Annotated in this window: 18 protein-coding genes; 7 read left to right on the top strand and 11 right to left on the bottom strand. The window is 56.1% G+C overall.

The window, feature by feature from the left end; genetic code table 11:
• Positions 1 to 128: 128 nt before the first annotated feature.
• Together ACWHYZ_RS20265 and ACWHYZ_RS20260 are read right to left on the bottom strand one after the other, a co-directional pair.
• Positions 129 to 1,508, bottom strand: a complete 1,380-nt coding sequence (locus tag ACWHYZ_RS20265; protein ID WP_447984477.1) for a PD-(D/E)XK nuclease domain-containing protein — start codon at positions 1,506 to 1,508, stop codon at positions 129 to 131.
• 189 nt (positions 1,509 to 1,697) lie between these two features.
• The gene (locus ACWHYZ_RS20260) at positions 1,698 to 2,459 is read right to left on the bottom strand and encodes a hypothetical protein (protein WP_447984476.1); all 762 of its coding nucleotides are present in this window, start codon (positions 2,457 to 2,459) and stop codon (positions 1,698 to 1,700) included.
• Between the two features lie 111 nt (positions 2,460 to 2,570).
• Here ACWHYZ_RS20260 and ACWHYZ_RS20255 point away from each other — a divergent pair, with 111 nt between their 5' ends.
• The 4 genes from ACWHYZ_RS20255 to ACWHYZ_RS20240 all read left to right on the top strand — a co-directional run bounded on the left by ACWHYZ_RS20255 (position 2,571) and on the right by ACWHYZ_RS20240 (position 6,212).
• Positions 2,571 to 3,215: a hypothetical protein gene (locus tag ACWHYZ_RS20255; protein ID WP_447984475.1), complete on the top strand. Its 645-nt coding sequence runs from the start codon at positions 2,571 to 2,573 to the stop codon at positions 3,213 to 3,215.
• A 109-nt stretch (positions 3,216 to 3,324) separates the two neighbouring features.
• The gene (locus ACWHYZ_RS20250) at positions 3,325 to 3,963 is read left to right on the top strand and encodes an MBL fold metallo-hydrolase (protein WP_447984474.1); all 639 of its coding nucleotides are present in this window, start codon (positions 3,325 to 3,327) and stop codon (positions 3,961 to 3,963) included.
• Positions 3,964 to 3,995: 32 nt separating this feature from the next.
• On the top strand, positions 3,996 to 4,502 hold the full coding sequence (locus tag ACWHYZ_RS20245) for a bifunctional nuclease family protein (protein ID WP_447984473.1): 507 nt from the start codon (positions 3,996 to 3,998) through the stop codon (positions 4,500 to 4,502).
• Positions 4,503 to 4,679: 177 nt separating this feature from the next.
• Positions 4,680 to 6,212, top strand: a complete 1,533-nt coding sequence (locus ACWHYZ_RS20240) for an aKG-HExxH-type peptide beta-hydroxylase (protein ID WP_447984472.1) — start codon at positions 4,680 to 4,682, stop codon at positions 6,210 to 6,212.
• Positions 6,213 to 6,222: 10 nt separating this feature from the next.
• On the opposite strand, the gene ACWHYZ_RS20235 is transcribed toward ACWHYZ_RS20240, so the two are convergent.
• The 7 genes from ACWHYZ_RS20235 to ACWHYZ_RS20205 are packed head-to-tail and all read right to left on the bottom strand — an operon-like array spanning position 6,223 to position 10,701.
• Positions 6,223 to 6,765 carry a mechanosensitive ion channel family protein gene (locus ACWHYZ_RS20235; RefSeq protein ID WP_447984471.1) on the bottom strand — a complete coding sequence of 181 codons (543 nt, stop codon included), beginning with the start codon at positions 6,763 to 6,765 and terminating at the stop codon, positions 6,223 to 6,225.
• A 60-nt stretch (positions 6,766 to 6,825) separates the two neighbouring features.
• Entirely contained in the window at positions 6,826 to 7,431 is a 606-nt protein-coding gene (locus ACWHYZ_RS20230; protein ID WP_447984470.1) for a DUF883 family protein, read from the bottom strand.
• The gene (locus ACWHYZ_RS20225; RefSeq protein ID WP_447984469.1) at positions 7,395 to 7,814 is read right to left on the bottom strand and encodes a phage holin family protein; all 420 of its coding nucleotides are present in this window, start codon (positions 7,812 to 7,814) and stop codon (positions 7,395 to 7,397) included. Before ACWHYZ_RS20225 ends, ACWHYZ_RS20230 begins: the two co-directional genes overlap by 37 nt.
• A complete protein-coding gene (locus tag ACWHYZ_RS20220) occupies positions 7,811 to 8,167 on the bottom strand; it encodes a hypothetical protein (RefSeq protein ID WP_447984468.1) in 357 nt (118 codons plus the stop codon). Before ACWHYZ_RS20220 ends, ACWHYZ_RS20225 begins: the two co-directional genes overlap by 4 nt.
• Before the next feature lie 19 nt (positions 8,168 to 8,186).
• A complete protein-coding gene (locus ACWHYZ_RS20215; protein ID WP_447984467.1) occupies positions 8,187 to 8,438 on the bottom strand; it encodes a hypothetical protein in 252 nt (83 codons plus the stop codon).
• Complete coding sequence (locus ACWHYZ_RS20210; RefSeq protein ID WP_447984466.1) at positions 8,422 to 9,966, bottom strand: FAD-dependent oxidoreductase; 1,545 nt, start codon at positions 9,964 to 9,966, stop codon at positions 8,422 to 8,424. The genes ACWHYZ_RS20215 and ACWHYZ_RS20210 overlap by 17 nt, the downstream gene beginning before the upstream one ends.
• 30 nt (positions 9,967 to 9,996) lie before the next feature.
• Positions 9,997 to 10,701 (bottom strand): hemerythrin domain-containing protein, encoded by a 705-nt coding sequence (locus tag ACWHYZ_RS20205; RefSeq protein ID WP_447984465.1) that lies wholly within the window; start codon positions 10,699 to 10,701, stop codon positions 9,997 to 9,999.
• A gap of 989 nt (positions 10,702 to 11,690) precedes the next feature.
• On the opposite strand from ACWHYZ_RS20205, the gene ACWHYZ_RS20200 reads away from it, so the two are divergent.
• The 3 genes from ACWHYZ_RS20200 (at position 11,691) to ACWHYZ_RS20190 (ending at position 13,969) form a co-directional block, all read left to right on the top strand.
• Positions 11,691 to 11,969: a hypothetical protein gene (locus tag ACWHYZ_RS20200; RefSeq protein ID WP_447984464.1), complete on the top strand. Its 279-nt coding sequence runs from the start codon at positions 11,691 to 11,693 to the stop codon at positions 11,967 to 11,969.
• A 598-nt stretch (positions 11,970 to 12,567) separates the two neighbouring features.
• Positions 12,568 to 12,843, top strand: a complete 276-nt coding sequence (locus ACWHYZ_RS20195) for a hypothetical protein (protein ID WP_447984463.1) — start codon at positions 12,568 to 12,570, stop codon at positions 12,841 to 12,843.
• A 160-nt stretch (positions 12,844 to 13,003) separates the two neighbouring features.
• Positions 13,004 to 13,969, top strand: coding sequence for a hypothetical protein (locus ACWHYZ_RS20190; RefSeq protein ID WP_447984462.1), 966 nt, complete (start codon positions 13,004 to 13,006; stop codon positions 13,967 to 13,969).
• A 130-nt stretch (positions 13,970 to 14,099) separates the two neighbouring features.
• Here the strand turns inward: ACWHYZ_RS20190 and ACWHYZ_RS20185 are convergent, their stop codons facing one another.
• Complete coding sequence (locus ACWHYZ_RS20185) at positions 14,100 to 14,999, bottom strand: PKD domain-containing protein (protein WP_447984461.1); 900 nt, start codon at positions 14,997 to 14,999, stop codon at positions 14,100 to 14,102.
• Between the two features lie 155 nt (positions 15,000 to 15,154).
• Positions 15,155 to 16,981, bottom strand: a complete 1,827-nt coding sequence (locus ACWHYZ_RS20180; protein ID WP_447984460.1) for an APC family permease — start codon at positions 16,979 to 16,981, stop codon at positions 15,155 to 15,157.
• Positions 16,982 to 16,988 lie beyond the last annotated feature (7 nt).

Genomic DNA, 16,988 nt, shown 5'->3' with positions numbered 1-16,988 from the left:
GCCCCTCGGTCTATTAGCGGCCGCGAAGCCGTGTGGCATCCCAGGGGCAATGCGTACTCTATGTAGTAGGTATTGCCCCGCCATACTTACGGTCCATGCTGCATTGCAAGGGCCTGTAAGGAGTGACGTTACTTGGGTGAGATCAGTGCTTCGACGCGGCGTCCGTTGTAGTTGACGGTGAGATCCCCTTCCAGCCCTTTCGGGTGTCCTATACGGCCCTCAGGATCGTAGATAAAGCAGAACATCAGCCGACAATCTGGATGATTACCATACCGTTCAAAGTCGACGCTGACCTGATGCGTCAACGCTTTCACCCCAATCCCTTGTTTCGTCTTTTTCGCGATAATCACCACCCCTGCTTCTTTCAGCCATAAATCTGTTCGTGTCGATCCACTCGCATAGGTCGGGGCCCACTCCTCAGGTTCAATGTTGTCGAATTGAATGCTCAGTAGGGCATGAAGGAGGTCCACTACGTCACGCTCGTCTTCGACCTCGAGGGTAGGGCGCTCGTCTCGCCGTTGGCGAAGTTGCCGGGCGACACGGTGAAAGGCCGAGCAGACCTTCCGAAGATAAGCAATGGTGTCCGTGTCCCTGTCCTCATCACTCGACGTGCTGGCAGGTGCACTCGAGTGTCCGGCCACGCCGTCGTTGTTTCGACCTCGGTCTGAAGAAATAACGGTACGTTGAGGTTCAATGAATTCCGAAGCCGCATCCGATGGTGGATAACGAAGTTTTGTGGACATACTCCTCTCCAATGATGGTTGAGTGTCCGAAACGTCAGGGGGAGCCAATTCAGCTTGGAAGCGTAGCGGGTCGCAGGTTGAGCGGAGCGGCGACTCGGGGGCTTGAGCGGACAATTTAAGCTTTCCCTGCGAGACCAACATAATTGGTGGCGGGGGCATCGCGGGCGTGGCAGCCATGACCGGCAACTCAGCCACCGGTGGTTGGACTTCGGCGGTCGGAGCTACTCGAGCCGGCTCAGGAGGTCGCATTGGGTGAACAGGCTGGATCATTTTGATTTCCGGTGTCGGCGTGGGTGGCAGCGGAACCGCAGCGCTGACCGGTGAAGGTTCGTCGGCTGTAGGTTCTGCTGCGGAAGAGTCCTCGCTCTGTGCCGGTGCACTTTTCTCCGAGCCCTTTCCCATGGTTTGATGGGACGCAGGGGAGCGAAGACCCAACAGATCCAAGCGCCTTTCTTCAAGGCTGACGACGAGGTGTTGGAGTAGCGAGATCGTTTCATTCACGCTCTGCTTACTGTTTACCTTAATCCGAAGGTTCTGGTTCTGAAGATATTCCGGTGACCGTTCTCCAAAGATTTCTCGAATGGAATCGCGAAGCTGGTATTCGGCTGTTACTCGAAGCGCATCGCGGTAGGGAAGGCCGTCCCTCTTCAGCTCTTCTACCTGGTGGATACGAGCACGCAGTTTCGAAATCGATTGGCTGATCTCATCTGTAGAGGTGAAGATCTTATCCTTCGGCTGGACGTCGTGCGTTTTATTCTTGGCCATTCCGAGGTCCTAAGTAACGAGGCCGCCGACAGTTTTTGCCATGTGCTCAGTAAGTATAGCCTAAGGCGGCTGTTTCGCCAGATGAGGCCTGCTTGATGATACCTGTCCGGTCGGAATTACAGGGGGTAAGAAATACAGCGACTTGCAAACGGGGAGGAGAATACAGGCTGAAGGGCGGGTCAAGGGCGACTATACTTTGCCTGCCCGTGAAACGGCTTTGGATATCTCCGCGATTAAGCGCCGCTCGATCTCAGTGGCTTCTTCTGCGCCGACAGAAAGCACGCGGTGACCCTGGGCCATTCGCTCAAATTCTGCTTTCACGCTCAGCCGCGTACGGGCCGGCGCCAAAGATTGCAAATACACGACATATTGATTTCGAAAGCCGGGAACTTCCAGTGACGTCGGCTCAGACACCTTTCGGTCGGTCACATACACAGCCTTCTGTTCCGTCTTCATCCCGGCTCGAATGCCATAACCGTTTTTTGACAGCGCGTCTTCCAGTGCTTTCACTACGGCGGTCAACGGTGCCGGCACATCCTCTGACGCCGCCCCCTTGTCGTCCACTCGGAAGGCATTGTTGAGCTGGGCTGTCTTTTCAGCGACACGTTGTGCATCGAGGGCGAGTTTGCGAGTTTTGCTTTCCTGCTCATCCAGTTGGGTCGTCAGTGTGGCTCGTTCACCCATGACACGTTCGACCTGCTGTCTCGCCTCGCGCAATTCCTTGCTGAGCAAATCGATCTGCTGCTGCATTACCTTATTCCCATCTTGAAGTGACAAGATGACCGATTCTTGTTTCTCGGCCTGTCTGTGCAGGGTCTCGTTCTCATTTTTCAACGGGGACTCGTCAGGCTGACAGCCCATGAGCGAGAGGACCAAGGCCAGAACAATCGAGAAGAGGAAAGCAATCGAGCGCGATAAAGGATGTTCGACTTGGCGTAGCGAAGAGTGCATAGAGCGCTGATGAACCAGCGCCGGGCATTTTAGGGATCTTTTGCAGTGAATGCAAATGTACCGGGTTTGTACATGGATTGATTCATCGTTCTTCTCGGGCTATGCTGCCTCATGCGACTACGGATGCTTCGCCATGGTGGGTTATTACGCGAACTGCCCGTGATCGCGATGGTGATGGCTCTGGTGTTCCATACGCAGACGACCGTTCTGGCCGACAACTCGCGTGAGGACGTTCAAGTTGTCCCATCTGAAGACTATGCGATCTATGATCGGATTATCCAAGCCAAGTTTCTGACCTCGGATACGACGCTCGTACTGATTCGGCGGCTGACGGCCACCCGCCTTGGTCCTGAAGAGGTCCCGTTCCGACGCCAGTTTTTTGAAGAGAACCGGTTTTTCGATGGAACCTTGCCGCCCTCGTTGATTGCAGAGTTCCTCACCGCGACCCGCAGTTCATCGCGATTGCAACCGAAGCTGAACTTTGGGGTGCGCTATCGGTTGGTGTCCGATTTTAGTGCGGACCTCGAAGAGGCGGGGCTCGTGGTACGTCCAGCCGCGTGGACCGTTGCCGGGGCAGATCCATGGATCAGACTGGAGTTTTCCCGGGTCGCCTATGCACCCAAAGAAAACCTAGCATTGGTGTATGTCGGCAATTACCGATCCAACGGGACCGGCGCCGGCTTCTTCATTGTGTTGCAGTCACAGCCATCCGGATGGGACATCGAGGACACGGAAGTCGTGTGGATGATGCGCTGAGCCAGACTCACCGCGCGAGACTTGCGTAGACCGCAACCGGGGTTATAGCATGAAGTGACGGCTGACTTTTAAGAGTAGGTCACTTAAATCGCTAAGGTGAAGTCAACGTATGGCTGCTGTGATTCGTAAAACATTCCCCGTGCCTCCGCTCGGATGTAATTGTTCCATTCTTGGTGATCCTGTTACGAAACAAGCCATTGTCGTGGATCCGGGTGGAGCACACGACATGATCCTTCAACACATTCAAGAGTTGGGCCTCCGTGTTGTGAGTGTTGTGCACACCCATGCGCATTTTGATCATTTCCTGGCATCAGGCGAGATCAAGAAAGCCACGGGTGCGACTCTCTGCTTGCATCCCGATGACCGCAGGCTGTGGGAAATGCTGGAGGTGCAATGCCGGATGTTCGGCATCCCCTACATGCCCGCCCCGCTGCCGGATTACTGGCTACAGGATGAAGAAAAGATTATCGTCGGGGGCGTGGAAGGTGTTGCCCTGCATACGCCTGGACACACACCGGGCTCGATGTGTTTTTTCTTTCCATCCGATAGGCTCTTGCTCGCTGGTGATACCTTGTTTCGCGGCGGCATCGGTCGAACGGATCTCTGGGGCGGCGACGGAGAGGCGATTCAGCGATCCATCCGAGAGCGGCTCTACACCCTAGAGGACGAAACGCGAGTGGTGACGGGTCATGGGCCGGAGACCCAGATTGGGGTTGAACGGGAATACAATCCTTTCGTTCGAGCCTAGACTCGTAGGCGCCTAACGCCGAGGAGGGAATTATGAAAGCATCTGTGACGCGCGCGATCTTGTGGCTGTTCAGTTTCGGTCTCGTCGTCACGGGGTCACTTGTTCAAGGCGAGAGCGAGCGGTCCAATTCACAGGTCGAAATCCGGCAAGTTGAAGTTCGTCTCTCAGACCATGGTCCGGTCGTGTTACTCAAAGCGGAGGACAGAGTCATCCCGATCTTTGTCGATGCGACAGTGGCGGGATCGATCCAGGCGGCATTGACGGGACAAAAGTTAAGTCGGCCTCTTTCGCACGATCTCATGCGAACGATCCTCGATTCCTTCGGAGGAAAAGTGACTCAGACTGTGATCACTCTCAAGGATGGGGTCTTCCGTGGTGCGCTGACCGTCGTGCTCAACGACAAGACCAAGGTGTTCGACGGCCGCTCTTCGGACGCGATTGCGCTGGCTGTCCATTTCAAAGCCCCCATCGTCGTGGGCCGAGATTTGCTCGATTCGACGGGCAAGACGATGCCCGACTCGAAAACGATGACGTTGTGAAGTTAACGTATCCGTCCATCGTATTCAGTCGACGGATCATCAGAACATATGGCTCGAATGAGGCGCTGCAAGTGCATCTTACCGCCCGTCGACCGTCCTTCCGTGCCGATCCCATGAAAACATGTCGGTAGTCCCTATGCCTAGCCTTGATGTCCTCATCGCCGGATCGTGGCTCCGGTGGTAACCTCCTTTTCGTTCTTCGACAAGTCGGTCTTGTCGTCGCTGATCCAAGAATTTCGGACCACGATGCGCCGCTTATTGGTCGATCTGTGCGACGAGCTGGACGGTCCCTATCGGCATGCCTCACGCCGCCTTCGAATCCCTACCGACTTTATGCGTGCCGTGGAAGCGTCCCTCAACAGCGAAGACTTTTCGAATTGGAAAGTCGTCGGATGGATCGAGGAGCTCAATGACCTGGTGTACTTGCTTGACGTGCATGAGCAACTTCGTCGGGAGGCGGACCCACGAAGCTTTGCCGAGGCATTCTATTCGTCGTGTGAAAGCCATTTTTACGAGCACGGGTATCTTGAGGAGTTGTTTCCCGAAGGCCGGGCCAATGCATCCGCTCTGGCCCGCCGGCTTGGCGGGCTCTGTGAGAAACTGAGCCGGCAGGTGACTCGAGAATCATTATTTCTCGTGCCGGCGTTGCCCTGCCGATGGATGGATGAGACTGCACAACAGGTATGGTCCGTGCCGTTCGATTTCGGTCCCCATTTTGAACGAGCCGAATTGCCCGATTGTGTTCCGTACGGATTGCACGGCGGCGCGTTGTTCCCTTCAGCAGCGGTCCAACGCAGGCTGCCAAGAGCAGGCCTCCATGCTGATCTCCTGATAAGGCCTGATAGCATCGAGGTGCGGGTCGGGACCTATCATGTTCCGCTTTTGATCCTTGATGCATCACCGCAGTGGCGGTGGCGCGCGGAGCCTACGATTCATGTCACATCCTGTATCGAGGGGCCTGGGGAACTCACGTTAGGTCCTACGCTTGTCTATGGCAAGGGCCGTGCGCCGGTTCGGGTCGTCTCGTCTAGCTTGGATCTGACGGAGCGGCTCATGCGTGCGATCAGTGTCATCCGCGGCGCATGGCCCGAAGGGGCGCAGAATCTCGCCTCGCTCACGACACGAGTCAGTCCATTACAGGCGCGTGGGGTCGTCAGTTTCAGCTATCGCCACCACCCGGGCCTGTCCTTTATTAATTGCTTCGATCGGGACCAGTTCGACCTGATCGATGACCTCATTCACGAAAACAGTCATCATCAGTTGAATCTGTATTTGCGGAAAGCCAGGCTGATTCAAGGTGACCGCCATGAGGAAATCTTCTACTCCCCGTGGCGTCGAACGGCGCGTCCGCTGCGGGGCATTCTTCATGCCACTTTTACCTTTACGATGGGCGCGATGTTGTTCGAGCGCCTGTCCCATTCGGAGATGCTTACGGCGGCGGACCGGCTTCGCGCTCGAGCGCGTTGTGTAGAGGAGGTCGCGTCGGTGCAGTATTCCTTGTCCGATCTCGAGTATGCCGGTCGTCGGTTGGGCTGGCTCACGGCCGCGGGCATGGCACTCGTCACATCACTCAAACGTGAGATCACTCGAGTGCACCGCCGCATCGCCGCAGAGAAAGCCGTGGTGTTACGGTCCTCCTACGGAGTCTCGCTCAGCCGTCATCAAGGCGTGCTACGACAGGCGAGGGCGACCTATGGTCCTCATGTATGAATCTCGGCCGCTACACTGCCGCGTGTTCTTTCGCCGCCTGGTCTTTGCGATGGTTGACCAGACCGATGCTGTTCGTGAAGAGGACTGAGTTCGGAATGAGAAATTTCTGCTCTTGCTTTTGGAGTGTCGTATAACGCAGGTCGATTTCCATGACGACGCCTTCCAATCCTGTCACCATGATGTAGTCATTCACATGGAAGGGGCGATACAGGAGGATCAAGACGCCGGCAATCAGATTCGAGAGAATATCCTTTAGTGCGAACCCAAGCGCAAAGCCCGTCAGGCCCAGGCCCGCGACCAACGCCGAGACATTAATTCCCATGGTGCCCAATGCCGTGATGGCTCCGAACACAATCAGTGCGATCGACGTTGTTCGTCCGGCCAGCCTCAGAATGAACGCCGTATTGTAGTCGGCTTGCCGGCTGAGGCGCGCGAAGAATGCGCGAAGCAGAACCGCCGCCAGCCAAAAGGCGACAAAAAGGAGGAGCCCAACCCCGACCTTGGGTGCGAAGATGGCGGCCTCATGTGCCAGGTCCTTAAAGAATGTTTCCATGACAGAAGAAAACGGGCCAGAGCCCGTTTTCTTATCTCAGTGGCTGCCTACTGCTGAGCATTAGATGTTGCGGCTGAATTCAGATCCATTGCCGCTAGATTTACGTGAAGAGCCGTCCGGCCGGTAGCTGTGCCCGCCAAAGAACGATTGCCCAAGGGCGGGCAAGGCTTGCTCAAAGAAGTTCTTCACGAAGGTCCGTCCCACTTCGATCGCGGCATGCTTGGCATGTTCAATCTCTCCCGAGATTTCTTGGCTGACCTCTTGCCAGATGTTTGCCTGCTGCCACTGTCCTCTCGGCGGTGTGACATTGCGGCCTACCTGTTCGGCGTCTGGTGGGTACGAGGGATGCACGCTTGAAAGCCGCGATCCCGATGCCAGTCTGGATTCCACGATGCCTAGCACATAGCCGACCAGAATCGCACCGCCAACCATTGCCCAGGGATGCTGGTGCACCTGATAGGTCGGATCGAATGTTTGTTTCGTGCGATCCACAAAATCGTCGGCGACATCTTTGACGCGGTCGACCATTTCTTCCACCGCGCTCCTTGTTCCCTCGACCGTTTCCTGGATGCGGCGTTCCAACATCTCAATCTTTTGCGAAATGGCATTCCGGGTTTCCAGTATGTGTTTCACATCCTGGACGACGTCGCTTCTTCTTTGATCCATGACAGATTCTCCTTCATCGTTTGAAGCGTTCGGATCGGCACGACGTGGATTTCGGCTGCTTGATGTTTAGCTTTGAGGAGAAGACCGACTCCCCCTCCGCCGATAGCAAGCCCGACAAGCCCGTAGCTCGCCCACAACGGCAGGCCTGTTTCGGCGAGCAGGTGAACCACCATGAGGATCAATAAAAGGCCGCCGACGGCCACCATACCAATGGCTACGGCCAACGAGGAAACGGCGGATCGCGCCTTCCCCAGTTGCTCTTGGACTTCATGCGTCGCTAGAGAAAACTCTTGCATGGCCAGCGCTTTGATATCGGCAAAGAGGCCTTCGAGTAATGCGGTGAAGGATGGTCGAGTAGAGTGCCGTGTGGTGTCAGACATCATGGTTCCCTCATTCGAAGTCTCGACAGGGTATACCCCACTGCTGCGCCTACTAGAAGCGCCTGGATCGGATAACGGCGAATGACGGACTCAAGTTCGTCGGCAACGCCTGTCAGACCCTGTTCTTGGAGATAATGCCCGGATGATTCCAGTCCCTCCGTGACCGCTCGGGCCGCGCCTGCAAGGCGGCCTTCCTGAGGCAGCGAGCCGCGAAGAGTATCCGCGGCAGATCCGAGCTTCTCGCCAACCATGGCAGCCGCAAGATCGGCTGTATGTCCGATCTTGGTGCTGGTTGCCTGGCGTCCCCTGATCGTCTCTTCGATATCCTGTGTCAATGGTGAGCCTTGACGCTCCATAGTCCCTCCTTAGAGCTGTTTACGGTAAAGCCTCAGATAGGCCATGAGGCTTGGACGAGCAGTCACGGTTCGGTTCTATCTTTGATCCCGTTACCGGTGAGACCGCCTTGGTCAGTGAAGTGGCCGCTGCTTTTCCGTGGTCGAAGACGTCAGGAGAAGCCAGGAGCGAAAAAATCCCGGCCAACAGGACGCCTGCCATCATCTTCGCGCCGAGCGGGCGTGCGGCGATTCGTTTCCACAGTGTGAGCGTATCGTTACGTACTGGTCGCATGATCTTTCAGCGTGGCAGGCGCCAGATCCGACACGGCTGGGCCGTTCACGACTTTGCCAAATTTATCGAAGCGCGAACCGTGGCACGGGCAATCCCAGGTCTGTTCTGTTGCGTTCCACGAGACGATACAGCCGAGGTGCGTGCAGACCGCTGACTGGGCATGATAGGCACCGTGTGCGTCCCGATACACGGCGATTTTCGACATGCCTTCGCGCATGACCGCACCCGAATTCAATGGAATCTTCTCAACGGAATCCACATCCCCGCCCGTCATCCACTCCGCATACTGGGCGACCGCGTTCGCGTTTTCTTGCGCGAGTTCCGGCGTGGCACGCAGGCGGACACGAGAGGGATCGTAGAGCTCGGCCCACGGGTTGGGACGCCCGCGTACAAGATCGGTCAATAACATCCCGGCGATCGTGCCGTGCGTCATGCCCATCCCAGAGTCTCCTGTTGCAATGTAGACATTTTCGTCGTCCATGGGATTGCGGCCGATAAAGGCGAGACCATCCATCGGTTCCAATATCTGTCCCGACCACTGGAACTCGACTTCGCCGAGCCTGGGAAAGTGGGTTCGTGCCCATCGAGCTAATCGTGCATGCCGATCCACGGACTCGTCGGCCTGGCCGGTTTTATGGTCTTCGCCGCCGATGATCAGCATGTCATGTCCGTGGTCCCACGCATGAAGACGAACATAGTGATAGGGATCCTGCGTGTCCCAATACAGCGCCTTTGGGACAGATCCTCTCGGAATCTGTGCGCCGATCACATAGGTGCGGTAAGCCGCCTGCTTCAGATGGATCGCCAGGACATCGTTCACCGGCGTGTTCGTCGCCATGACGACAGCATCCGCATCCACGATGCGGCCCGATTCTGTCTCAATGGTGGCGCGCGAGCCGCCCCTCACCGCCGTTACATGTGTGGATGTATAGATGCGCCCCCCTAATCGCGTGATCGCCTGAGCCAGACCGGTGGCATACTTCAACGGATGAAATTGTCCTTGCCGTGGAAATTTGAGGCATGGCCCTTCACCAAATCCTCCGAACGGACTGCTCGCGACGAGCTCCACGTCCGCCAATCCGGCCCGGCGAGCCGCCTCGAATTCTTGCTCGAGAAGAGACGGGGAGTCCCCCGGGGCAAGAAGCAAGTAGCCATCCAGCCGTTCCATATCACAGGAAATATGTTCTTCCCGTGCGATGGCCTCGATGCGGTTGATGGCGGCGGCATGGCTTTCCGCCGCCAGGCGGGCGCCTTCGCGGCCATGAAGACGTTCGATCTCGACATACCGGTCATCGATTGCGTTCGAGAGATGAGCCGTGGTGCGACCGGTCTCGCCACCGCCGACCGGGCCGTCGTCGAGCACAATCACAGAGAGCCCTTCTCGCGCCAGAAGGTACGCGGTGGACAATCCGGCGATTCCCGCTCCTACGATACAGACGTCCGTCACGACGTCGTCCGGGAGCGCCGCAAAGAGCGGCGCGTCAAACTTCGTCATCCACACGGACTGCGTACACCCCGATTCCGTCATGATTCCTCTTACGGTGAACTGTTTCGTCGATCAGTGTAGTGGCTCGGTCTCAAGACTGTCCATCAAGTCGTGCTTCCGCCTCTGCATTTCCGTCCCGAGTTCTTCAAGGGCATCGCCCAACACTTCTTCGGCAAGAGGCAGCATTTCGCTCTCTTCTTCGGTCACATGATGCATGACGTCATGGATCATGTTGTGGAAGGTGTTCTCGAAGGAGTCATCATCCGGCTCCATAGCTTTGAGTTCTTTCAGTGCAGTTTTCACTGCCTGATGTTCTTCCAGGGCTTCGGCGACCATATCCTCCCCTTGCTTTCCCGCCTTCTCTTTGAATGCGGGATAGAAGATGTCTTCCTCGATGGCGGTATGGACATCCAATTCGTTCATGATCTTGTGTCCGATCGAAATCTTGTCGTCGCCACCTGCGGTTTCATACTCCTCGAAGAGGTCCTGGACTCGCCTATGGTCACGTTTCAACATTTCGATCGCTTGATCAGACATTCCACTTTCTCGAGCCGGCTCGTGCTGCCCCTCCCGTTGCGCCTCGCTGCCTGGCCCGTGAGAACGTGCCACCGGTTCCTTCTGTTCTTGTTGTTCTTGCGCTTGAAGGCCTTGTTTTTCAGATCGTTTGACCCGAGAACGTTGCCCGCCGATTCGCCCGATGGCCGCCATGTGCGCTCGATCTTTGCTGACCGTCTGCCCGCCTTTTCGACCCGCTCGTTGTTTCTTTGCATCCGGCATGATACCCCCTCATGCGTTTGAGGACTCATCTCTGCTTGCTCCAGTGATCGCTTTGCAAGCGTTGGACCTCAAATCCTATTAGGCACGCTCGACGATATATCTAAGGATTCTCGTACGCCTCGCCTTACTACCGTTACAGGAGAAGTCCGTCGGGAACGGCGCGAACCGCGACAATGGCGGCAGGCGCCTGACCTGTTCGCTTATGAAAACTCACGGCAGTGTTGAAGATTTGAACACGTGCCCAGCTTGTCCTCAGAGGAACAGGCCGTCCGCGTATTCTCTTCACTGCGAGAAGCCGGGAAGTTTAGCGCGGTCCACTACCAGGCTCCCTCTTCCCTGACCCAGTGCCGGAACTGGTCCCTGCTCCGGCGCCGAGATGCTGCGAGCGTTCGCAATCTTTTTGAGCAGCCGACTCGGCTGTGCTATCCGCCGTACCAGCCTTGATCTGTGAGCAGTCCTTCGGCTCAGGGATTGTCGAAGCCGACTTCTCTCGCGTAGTGCGGTCCTGTTTGGAAGGTTTCGATTCCGGTGAAGCGGCTTGTGCCGACGCAGCCAACGATACGGCGAACACGGATACATAGCATATCGTTTGGATAACCTGATGAGTCATCGTTCCCTCCCTCGTGAGTTTTATAAATGATAGTTCGTCCTTGGCCCTATAGCCCATCAGTGGGCAATCCGATATGCCGTGCATATTAAGTGTACGGCGAGGACAGCAACGTGCGTACGTTGCTGTCGTGTGATCCGGACGGAGTGTCCTGGGACGGACAACGTGTCGAAAACGTTGATAGGGAAGAGCCTCTGTTACAAGTCACATAAACTCTGTCGTTATGGCGAGTTTCAGCAGTAAACACGCGACTTCTCTTGTATCGAACGATTCACGTCAAGGAAGGACAATAGATGTGCGGAGGCGTCCTCACACCAAGGCCTGGTGATTGCAAAGCACACTGGCAAGTTCGCATAACCATAAAAACCTGAGGAGGTTGGAGATGGCACAGATCGTAGAAATATCGGCTGAGCAGGCACAGTCGGCGACGACCACTAACGTCCTCGCGGCCGCCACCCGTATGGATGCAGGACAGTGCACTCGTTGTGGTGGTTTGATGGTGGCGGATCGATACATCGACCTATTGGACGATACGGGGAAGCTGGAATTTACAGCAGATCGATGCATCCAGTGTGGCGAAGTTGTGGACCAGACCATTCTACGAAACCGTATGGCGAATCGGGCCGGAAGTGCGCCGGCGCCACTGGCAAGAGTTGCCTGAATCACCGTACTCGTAGACCTGAGCGCGTCGAAAACCAGGCTTCTCGAAAAGGTGTCGGCATCGTCGCCATGGCGTCCCAGGGACATCATTGAACATGTCGCCTCCAGCGAAGGTCACAACCTGGACGCACGTTTGCGTAAGTGGCTGTATAAGGACGTTTCGGTAGCTGAACGACCGGCAAAGACATCGTCCCCGTGGCGTTCTACTTATGGTTGAGTTTCAACGGTGTGACTGCGAATTCTGGAAAGCGGCGACTTAGGATCCAAGAGTGCGAAGAAATGCTGAATGAGATGGATCATCCGACCTCCTCTGGTGGTCACACGACGTCGAGCCCAAGAAATCATTCAGGATGCCTTCGACCACACAACTGAGGCGGGGCAACATTTGTTGTGAGACGTGAGGTGAATAAGGTTGGTTGGAGAAAATTGGCGGCTTTCACGCGCCTGTGGGTACTTCCCTCCCTCGTCTGTCAGTATAACAACGTAGTATGACGGTTGTCAGACTACGTTGTACATCACCTTTGGCCCCCGGCTGATGTCGTTTCTGTTTGACTAAGAGTAAATGAGTAACACGACCTCAACAGAGAAGGAGAGACGATATGGCCATGACTCTGGCAGAAGGGAAGAGCGAAGTACATGACCGACGCGCAATGGTACAGGAGAAGCCTTCGATTGATGAATGGGTACTCGGTGCGTTGCAGCAGCACGGCACACAAACCTTGGATCAAATAGGCAAGTTACTGCCGGAAGTGAACTGGGCGCAATTATTTCTTGCGATCGATCGTCTGAGCCGATCAGGAAAAATCTCGCTCTGGTCGCCTGGATTCGGAGATTATCTCATCACCGTTAACCAGGGGCATCGGCCGGCAGCATAACCATTTGCGTAAACACTTCACCGTTCGGCTCTTCGAACGGTGAAGGGGGTCTTGTCTCCTTTCTTCATTTTTCTTTCCCCCACTCTCTCACATCGAGTAATCTGCTTCCTTCCTCAGGCCTTTGTACTCATATCCGTCCCTGGTTCGTTTGAGCGGTCTTATGGTTCGACGCAGGATCCTGACTCTGGTGCATCTCTTGGTAGGAGTTGTCTGCTTCGCTTTTCTCTCAAAAGAGGTCTGGGGAGAATCTCCCGCGCCAAGCGTCCATTGGGGAGCGATCTCCTATCCCGATCAAGTGCGGCTATTGGAAGCCGGCTTGACACTCAACCGCTTTACGGAATTCAACTCGTCGCGGAGCCGCTACAATGCCATACATGAAACCTCGGGGTTCAACTTTGGAACCGTCAGTTGGACACACTATTTGAAACAATATCCCGAGTGGAGCGCAAACCTGACGGTCGGTGCCGGGCCGACGCGTGACGACCCTACGAATGCCTTGCAAAACCGATGGGTCCATCGGTGGCTGGACTTTGACCGCGTTCCGGTTGGTTCGGTCCGCGAGGCGACGGATTTCATGATCGATGGCTCACTCACACGCTGGTTCAAAGTCCTCGGCGCGCAGCGAACCGGCTTTATTGGGGGAGGCGGATCTGTCGGCTCTTTATATCAAGAGATTTTTGCACGTGCGGGGGTGCGGCGCTTATCCATAGCGAGCCTCGTGGGTGTATCTGACGAGGAAGCGGGCGTCGTACCGACAATCTTGCGGTCGGTGCGTGTGTCGGCCATGGGCCGGTACAGCCGATTAGGCGCCGGTGCTGCCTACCACGAAGTCGCGCCCCAGTCTTACCTTGGTCAAATGTCCATAAGTATCGGAGATTATTCCAGCAACCCGTTTCGGCCGTCGTGGGAACTGGAGTTTGCCTACATGATCGATTCGGGTCTATTCGTGAGTCCCGCGGGAAATTCCATCGAGGAACACTTCTGCTCGGTCGCGCTACGGGTCGGCTTTGTGACGTTTGAAACTTGGAACGATACGATCAATGGTCGTGATTTCGGGCCCACCTATGGAGGCCGATTCGTGATTGATCTCTTCTATTTGAGAGAGATTATTGACCGCCGGCTCTAAGACTCGGTGCAAGATGGTGAAACAGCCACTCCGACGCGGCCGCAAGAACCGAGATGCCGGCGCGTATCCTTGGACTTAGGTGAGGCTTAGAGCGAGGAAAGAACAAAGCTGGGCTTTTTTGAATATCCGGCTAAGGTTCGACGACGACGTCGACAAAGGCGGGCAAACTCTCGGCTCCTTTTCTATCGGACACGCGAAGCTTAAATCGGTAAAGTCGCTTTTCCGATACGGCGGGAGCGATAAAGGAGGCTTTCGGCATATTTGGATCCAAGAGAGGAATCTTACTGCCCCGTACCTGGCTCCAGGCATAGAAGAGCGCTTCGCCTTCGGGATCCCGGCTCTTTAATCCGTTCAATTCAACACGGGTTCCCGCTTTCACCGTCCGCTCAGATCCCGCATCTGCCAATGGCGGCTGGTTCGGCTCATCATTCACTTCGACGATGACATCCAGGTCTGCCTCCTTTCCCCGGTTGGTCACCGCAATAGTCGCGCGACCGTTACCGACAATTTGCAGTAAGCCATGCGGATGGATTTTGATCACCTGCTCGTTTGATGACCGATAGGTCGTACCGGCTCCGGGCGAACGGATGGATCGTACGACACCATCGGAGAAGACGCCGACGACCGGCAGGTCGAAGATTTTCCCCAGCGAATCGACGTGGCCATAATCTGAAGACTGCCCGAAACGGCCAAGCCGGAGTGGTTTGTCCGTTTCAAACTCAATCGACGTAAGACTGGCTTTCGGCTCGACCTGGACGACCAGCTCATCGAACACCGATCGGCCGCCGAGTCGTCCCCGAGAAATTTCTCCTACCGCGAGCAATCGCATGGGGCCGACGCTATCCTTTGGAACGATCAGTCGTCCTCCGTACGGCGGGTCGTCGGCACCGCTCGATACCAGCGAGGCGGTCGCAACGATCGATCCGGTCGAGTTCGTCTCCGCCTGTTCCACCAGCGTGTCGTCTTGCTCACCGTACCAATAGTAGCGGACCTGCACGAGGCCGGTATCGCGTCCTACGTCGATACTCACCGGGATCGCATCTCCTGGTTGAACCGTTGCGCCTTCCGTTGGCGCAAGAATCTTAAAGCCGAAAGCCTGGGGCAGACCAAGGAAAAAGGTCATAGTAAAAAGGCAAAAGACGCTGGACCACTTTTTATTGTCTCCCTCTAGCTTTTGACTTTGCATCATCGCTCCAAGTGAAATGGTACGTCGGTGAGAATCACACGCTCCTTGAACAGAAGCGCGGCTTTCAGCATCAAGGCACGCTGATTGTGCAGAATATTTTGCCACCAACGCGCGGGAAGGATTTCAGGGATGACGACGGTTACCCATCCTTCGGGATCTTTTTGCAGCAGCTCTTCAATATAGTCAAGCAGCGAACGCAACACCGAGCGATACGGTGACGGCAAGACGACGAGATGCACGCCGCATCCCCACTGTGCCCACTTAATTTCCGTCAGGGCCGTATCTTCCTTGTCGACATCCACCAACACGGCCCGCACATCACCCGAATGGCTGCGTGCATAGTCCAGCGCCCGCAGCACTCCACGATTCACACTACTGATGGGAATGATGACCGTATTTCGGCGCGGCTGCGGAGGACGATGGCCGCGGGTCAAGCTAATTTGCTGCTCCACGGCCACATAGTGAGCATGCACCGAACGGAACCATAAAATGATCATAGGGATCAGCCCGATGACGATCCAGGCGCCATGCATGAATTTGGTGCCTGCAATGATTAATGTGGCGAGACCCGTCGTCACGGCGCCAAGCCCGTTAATCATCAGTCGTTTCCGCCAGTGCCGTCCCCGTTTTAAGAGCCAGTGTTTGACCATGCCGGCTTGCGACAGTGTAAAGGACAAAAAGACTCCCACCGCATACAGCGGGATCAAGGCATGGGTGTCGCCACGGAACGCCACAATAAGCAGGCCGGCACACAAGCCAAGGAGAATGACGCCGTTGGAGAAGACCAGTCGATCGCCGCGTGTTTTCATTTGCGCCGGCATGTAGCCGTCACGAGCCAAGATGGAAACCAGCCGGGGAAATCCATTGAAACTGCTGTTGGCCGCCAAAATTAAAATGGCCATCGTCGATGCTTGGATCAAATAGTACAGCACGCTCCCATTGAACGTGGCTCGCGCGATTTGCGAGACGACGGTTTCATCCTCTTTCGGAAGAATTCCATAATGATAGGCCAGGATTGAAATACCAATGAACAGGGTACCGAGGATTGTCGCCATGAACGCCATCGTCGTCGCGGCGTTTTTTGATTCCGGGCGTTTGAAGATCGAGACTCCGTTCGAGATGACTTCGACTCCGGTTAAGGCCGTACATCCCGATGAAAAAGCTCGAAGCAACAGAAATAAGGTCGCCCCCTCTGCAAAGGGCGATCCGGGGGCTTCCGTCTTGATGGCCCCTCCAGCAGCCTGGTGCCCCATCATCATGTTGGCCAGGCCGGCGGCAAGCATGAGCCCCAGGGAGCCGATGAACACGTAGGTGGGGATGGCAAAGATGCGCCCTGATTCCCGGACGCCACGGAGGTTCACGACCACGACGAGCACAATGGCGAGTACCCCAAGCGCTTCCCGGTGTTGGAAGAGCGCAGGCACCGCGGAGGTCAGCGCCGCAATGCCGGCGGCGATGCTGACGGCCACTGTCAGCACATAGTCAATAATGAGCGCGGCGGCGGCCGTCAGCCCCGGCATTTCTCCGAGGTTCGAGCGGGCGACGATGTACGCACCTCCCCCTGCAGGGTATTCGAAGATAATTTCCCGATACGACATGGTGAGGATCGCCAGGAGGGCCACAATCATGATGCTGACAGGAATCGACCAAACCACGGCCGCTGATCCGGCCAGCACCAGGACAAGCAGAATTTCCTCTGTCGCATAGGCGACAGAAGAGAGCGCATCAGAAGAAAATACGGCCAGGGCGAGACGTTTGGATAATCGCTCGTGGGCTACTTGCGCCGTTTTGAGGGCGGGGCCTAAGAGCCAGCGCTTGAGAACCATGCGGCAT

The organism is Nitrospira sp. Nam74 (assembly GCF_965152615.1).
The sequence above is the reverse complement of the archived record's forward strand: the minus strand, read 5'-3'. Positions and strand labels throughout refer to the sequence as shown.

Bases quoted from the DNA above. Each gene is read 5' to 3' on its own strand.
- ACWHYZ_RS20230 (WP_447984470.1), bottom strand. From the start codon at position 7,431: ATGGATCAAAGAAGAAGCGACGTCGTCCAGGATGTGAAACACATACTG.
- ACWHYZ_RS20180 (WP_447984460.1), bottom strand. From the start codon at position 16,981: ATGGTTCTCAAGCGCTGGCTCTTAGGCCCCGCCCTCAAAACGGCGCAA.
- ACWHYZ_RS20245 (WP_447984473.1), top strand. From the start codon at position 3,996: ATGAAAGCATCTGTGACGCGCGCGATCTTGTGGCTGTTCAGTTTCGGT.
- ACWHYZ_RS20255 (WP_447984475.1), top strand. From the start codon at position 2,571: ATGCGACTACGGATGCTTCGCCATGGTGGGTTATTACGCGAACTGCCC.
- ACWHYZ_RS20210 (WP_447984466.1), bottom strand. From the start codon at position 9,966: ATGACGGAATCGGGGTGTACGCAGTCCGTGTGGATGACGAAGTTTGAC.
- ACWHYZ_RS20220 (WP_447984468.1), bottom strand. From the start codon at position 8,167: ATGGAGCGTCAAGGCTCACCATTGACACAGGATATCGAAGAGACGATC.
- ACWHYZ_RS20205 (WP_447984465.1), bottom strand. From the start codon at position 10,701: ATGCCGGATGCAAAGAAACAACGAGCGGGTCGAAAAGGCGGGCAGACG.
- ACWHYZ_RS20250 (WP_447984474.1), top strand. From the start codon at position 3,325: ATGGCTGCTGTGATTCGTAAAACATTCCCCGTGCCTCCGCTCGGATGT.
- ACWHYZ_RS20195 (WP_447984463.1), top strand. From the start codon at position 12,568: ATGGCCATGACTCTGGCAGAAGGGAAGAGCGAAGTACATGACCGACGC.
- ACWHYZ_RS20260 (WP_447984476.1), bottom strand. From the start codon at position 2,459: ATGCACTCTTCGCTACGCCAAGTCGAACATCCTTTATCGCGCTCGATT.
- ACWHYZ_RS20190 (WP_447984462.1), top strand. From the start codon at position 13,004: ATGGTTCGACGCAGGATCCTGACTCTGGTGCATCTCTTGGTAGGAGTT.
- ACWHYZ_RS20225 (WP_447984469.1), bottom strand. From the start codon at position 7,814: ATGATGTCTGACACCACACGGCACTCTACTCGACCATCCTTCACCGCA.
- ACWHYZ_RS20200 (WP_447984464.1), top strand. From the start codon at position 11,691: ATGGCACAGATCGTAGAAATATCGGCTGAGCAGGCACAGTCGGCGACG.
- ACWHYZ_RS20265 (WP_447984477.1), bottom strand. From the start codon at position 1,508: ATGGCCAAGAATAAAACGCACGACGTCCAGCCGAAGGATAAGATCTTC.
- ACWHYZ_RS20235 (WP_447984471.1), bottom strand. From the start codon at position 6,765: ATGGAAACATTCTTTAAGGACCTGGCACATGAGGCCGCCATCTTCGCA.
- ACWHYZ_RS20215 (WP_447984467.1), bottom strand. From the start codon at position 8,438: ATGCGACCAGTACGTAACGATACGCTCACACTGTGGAAACGAATCGCC.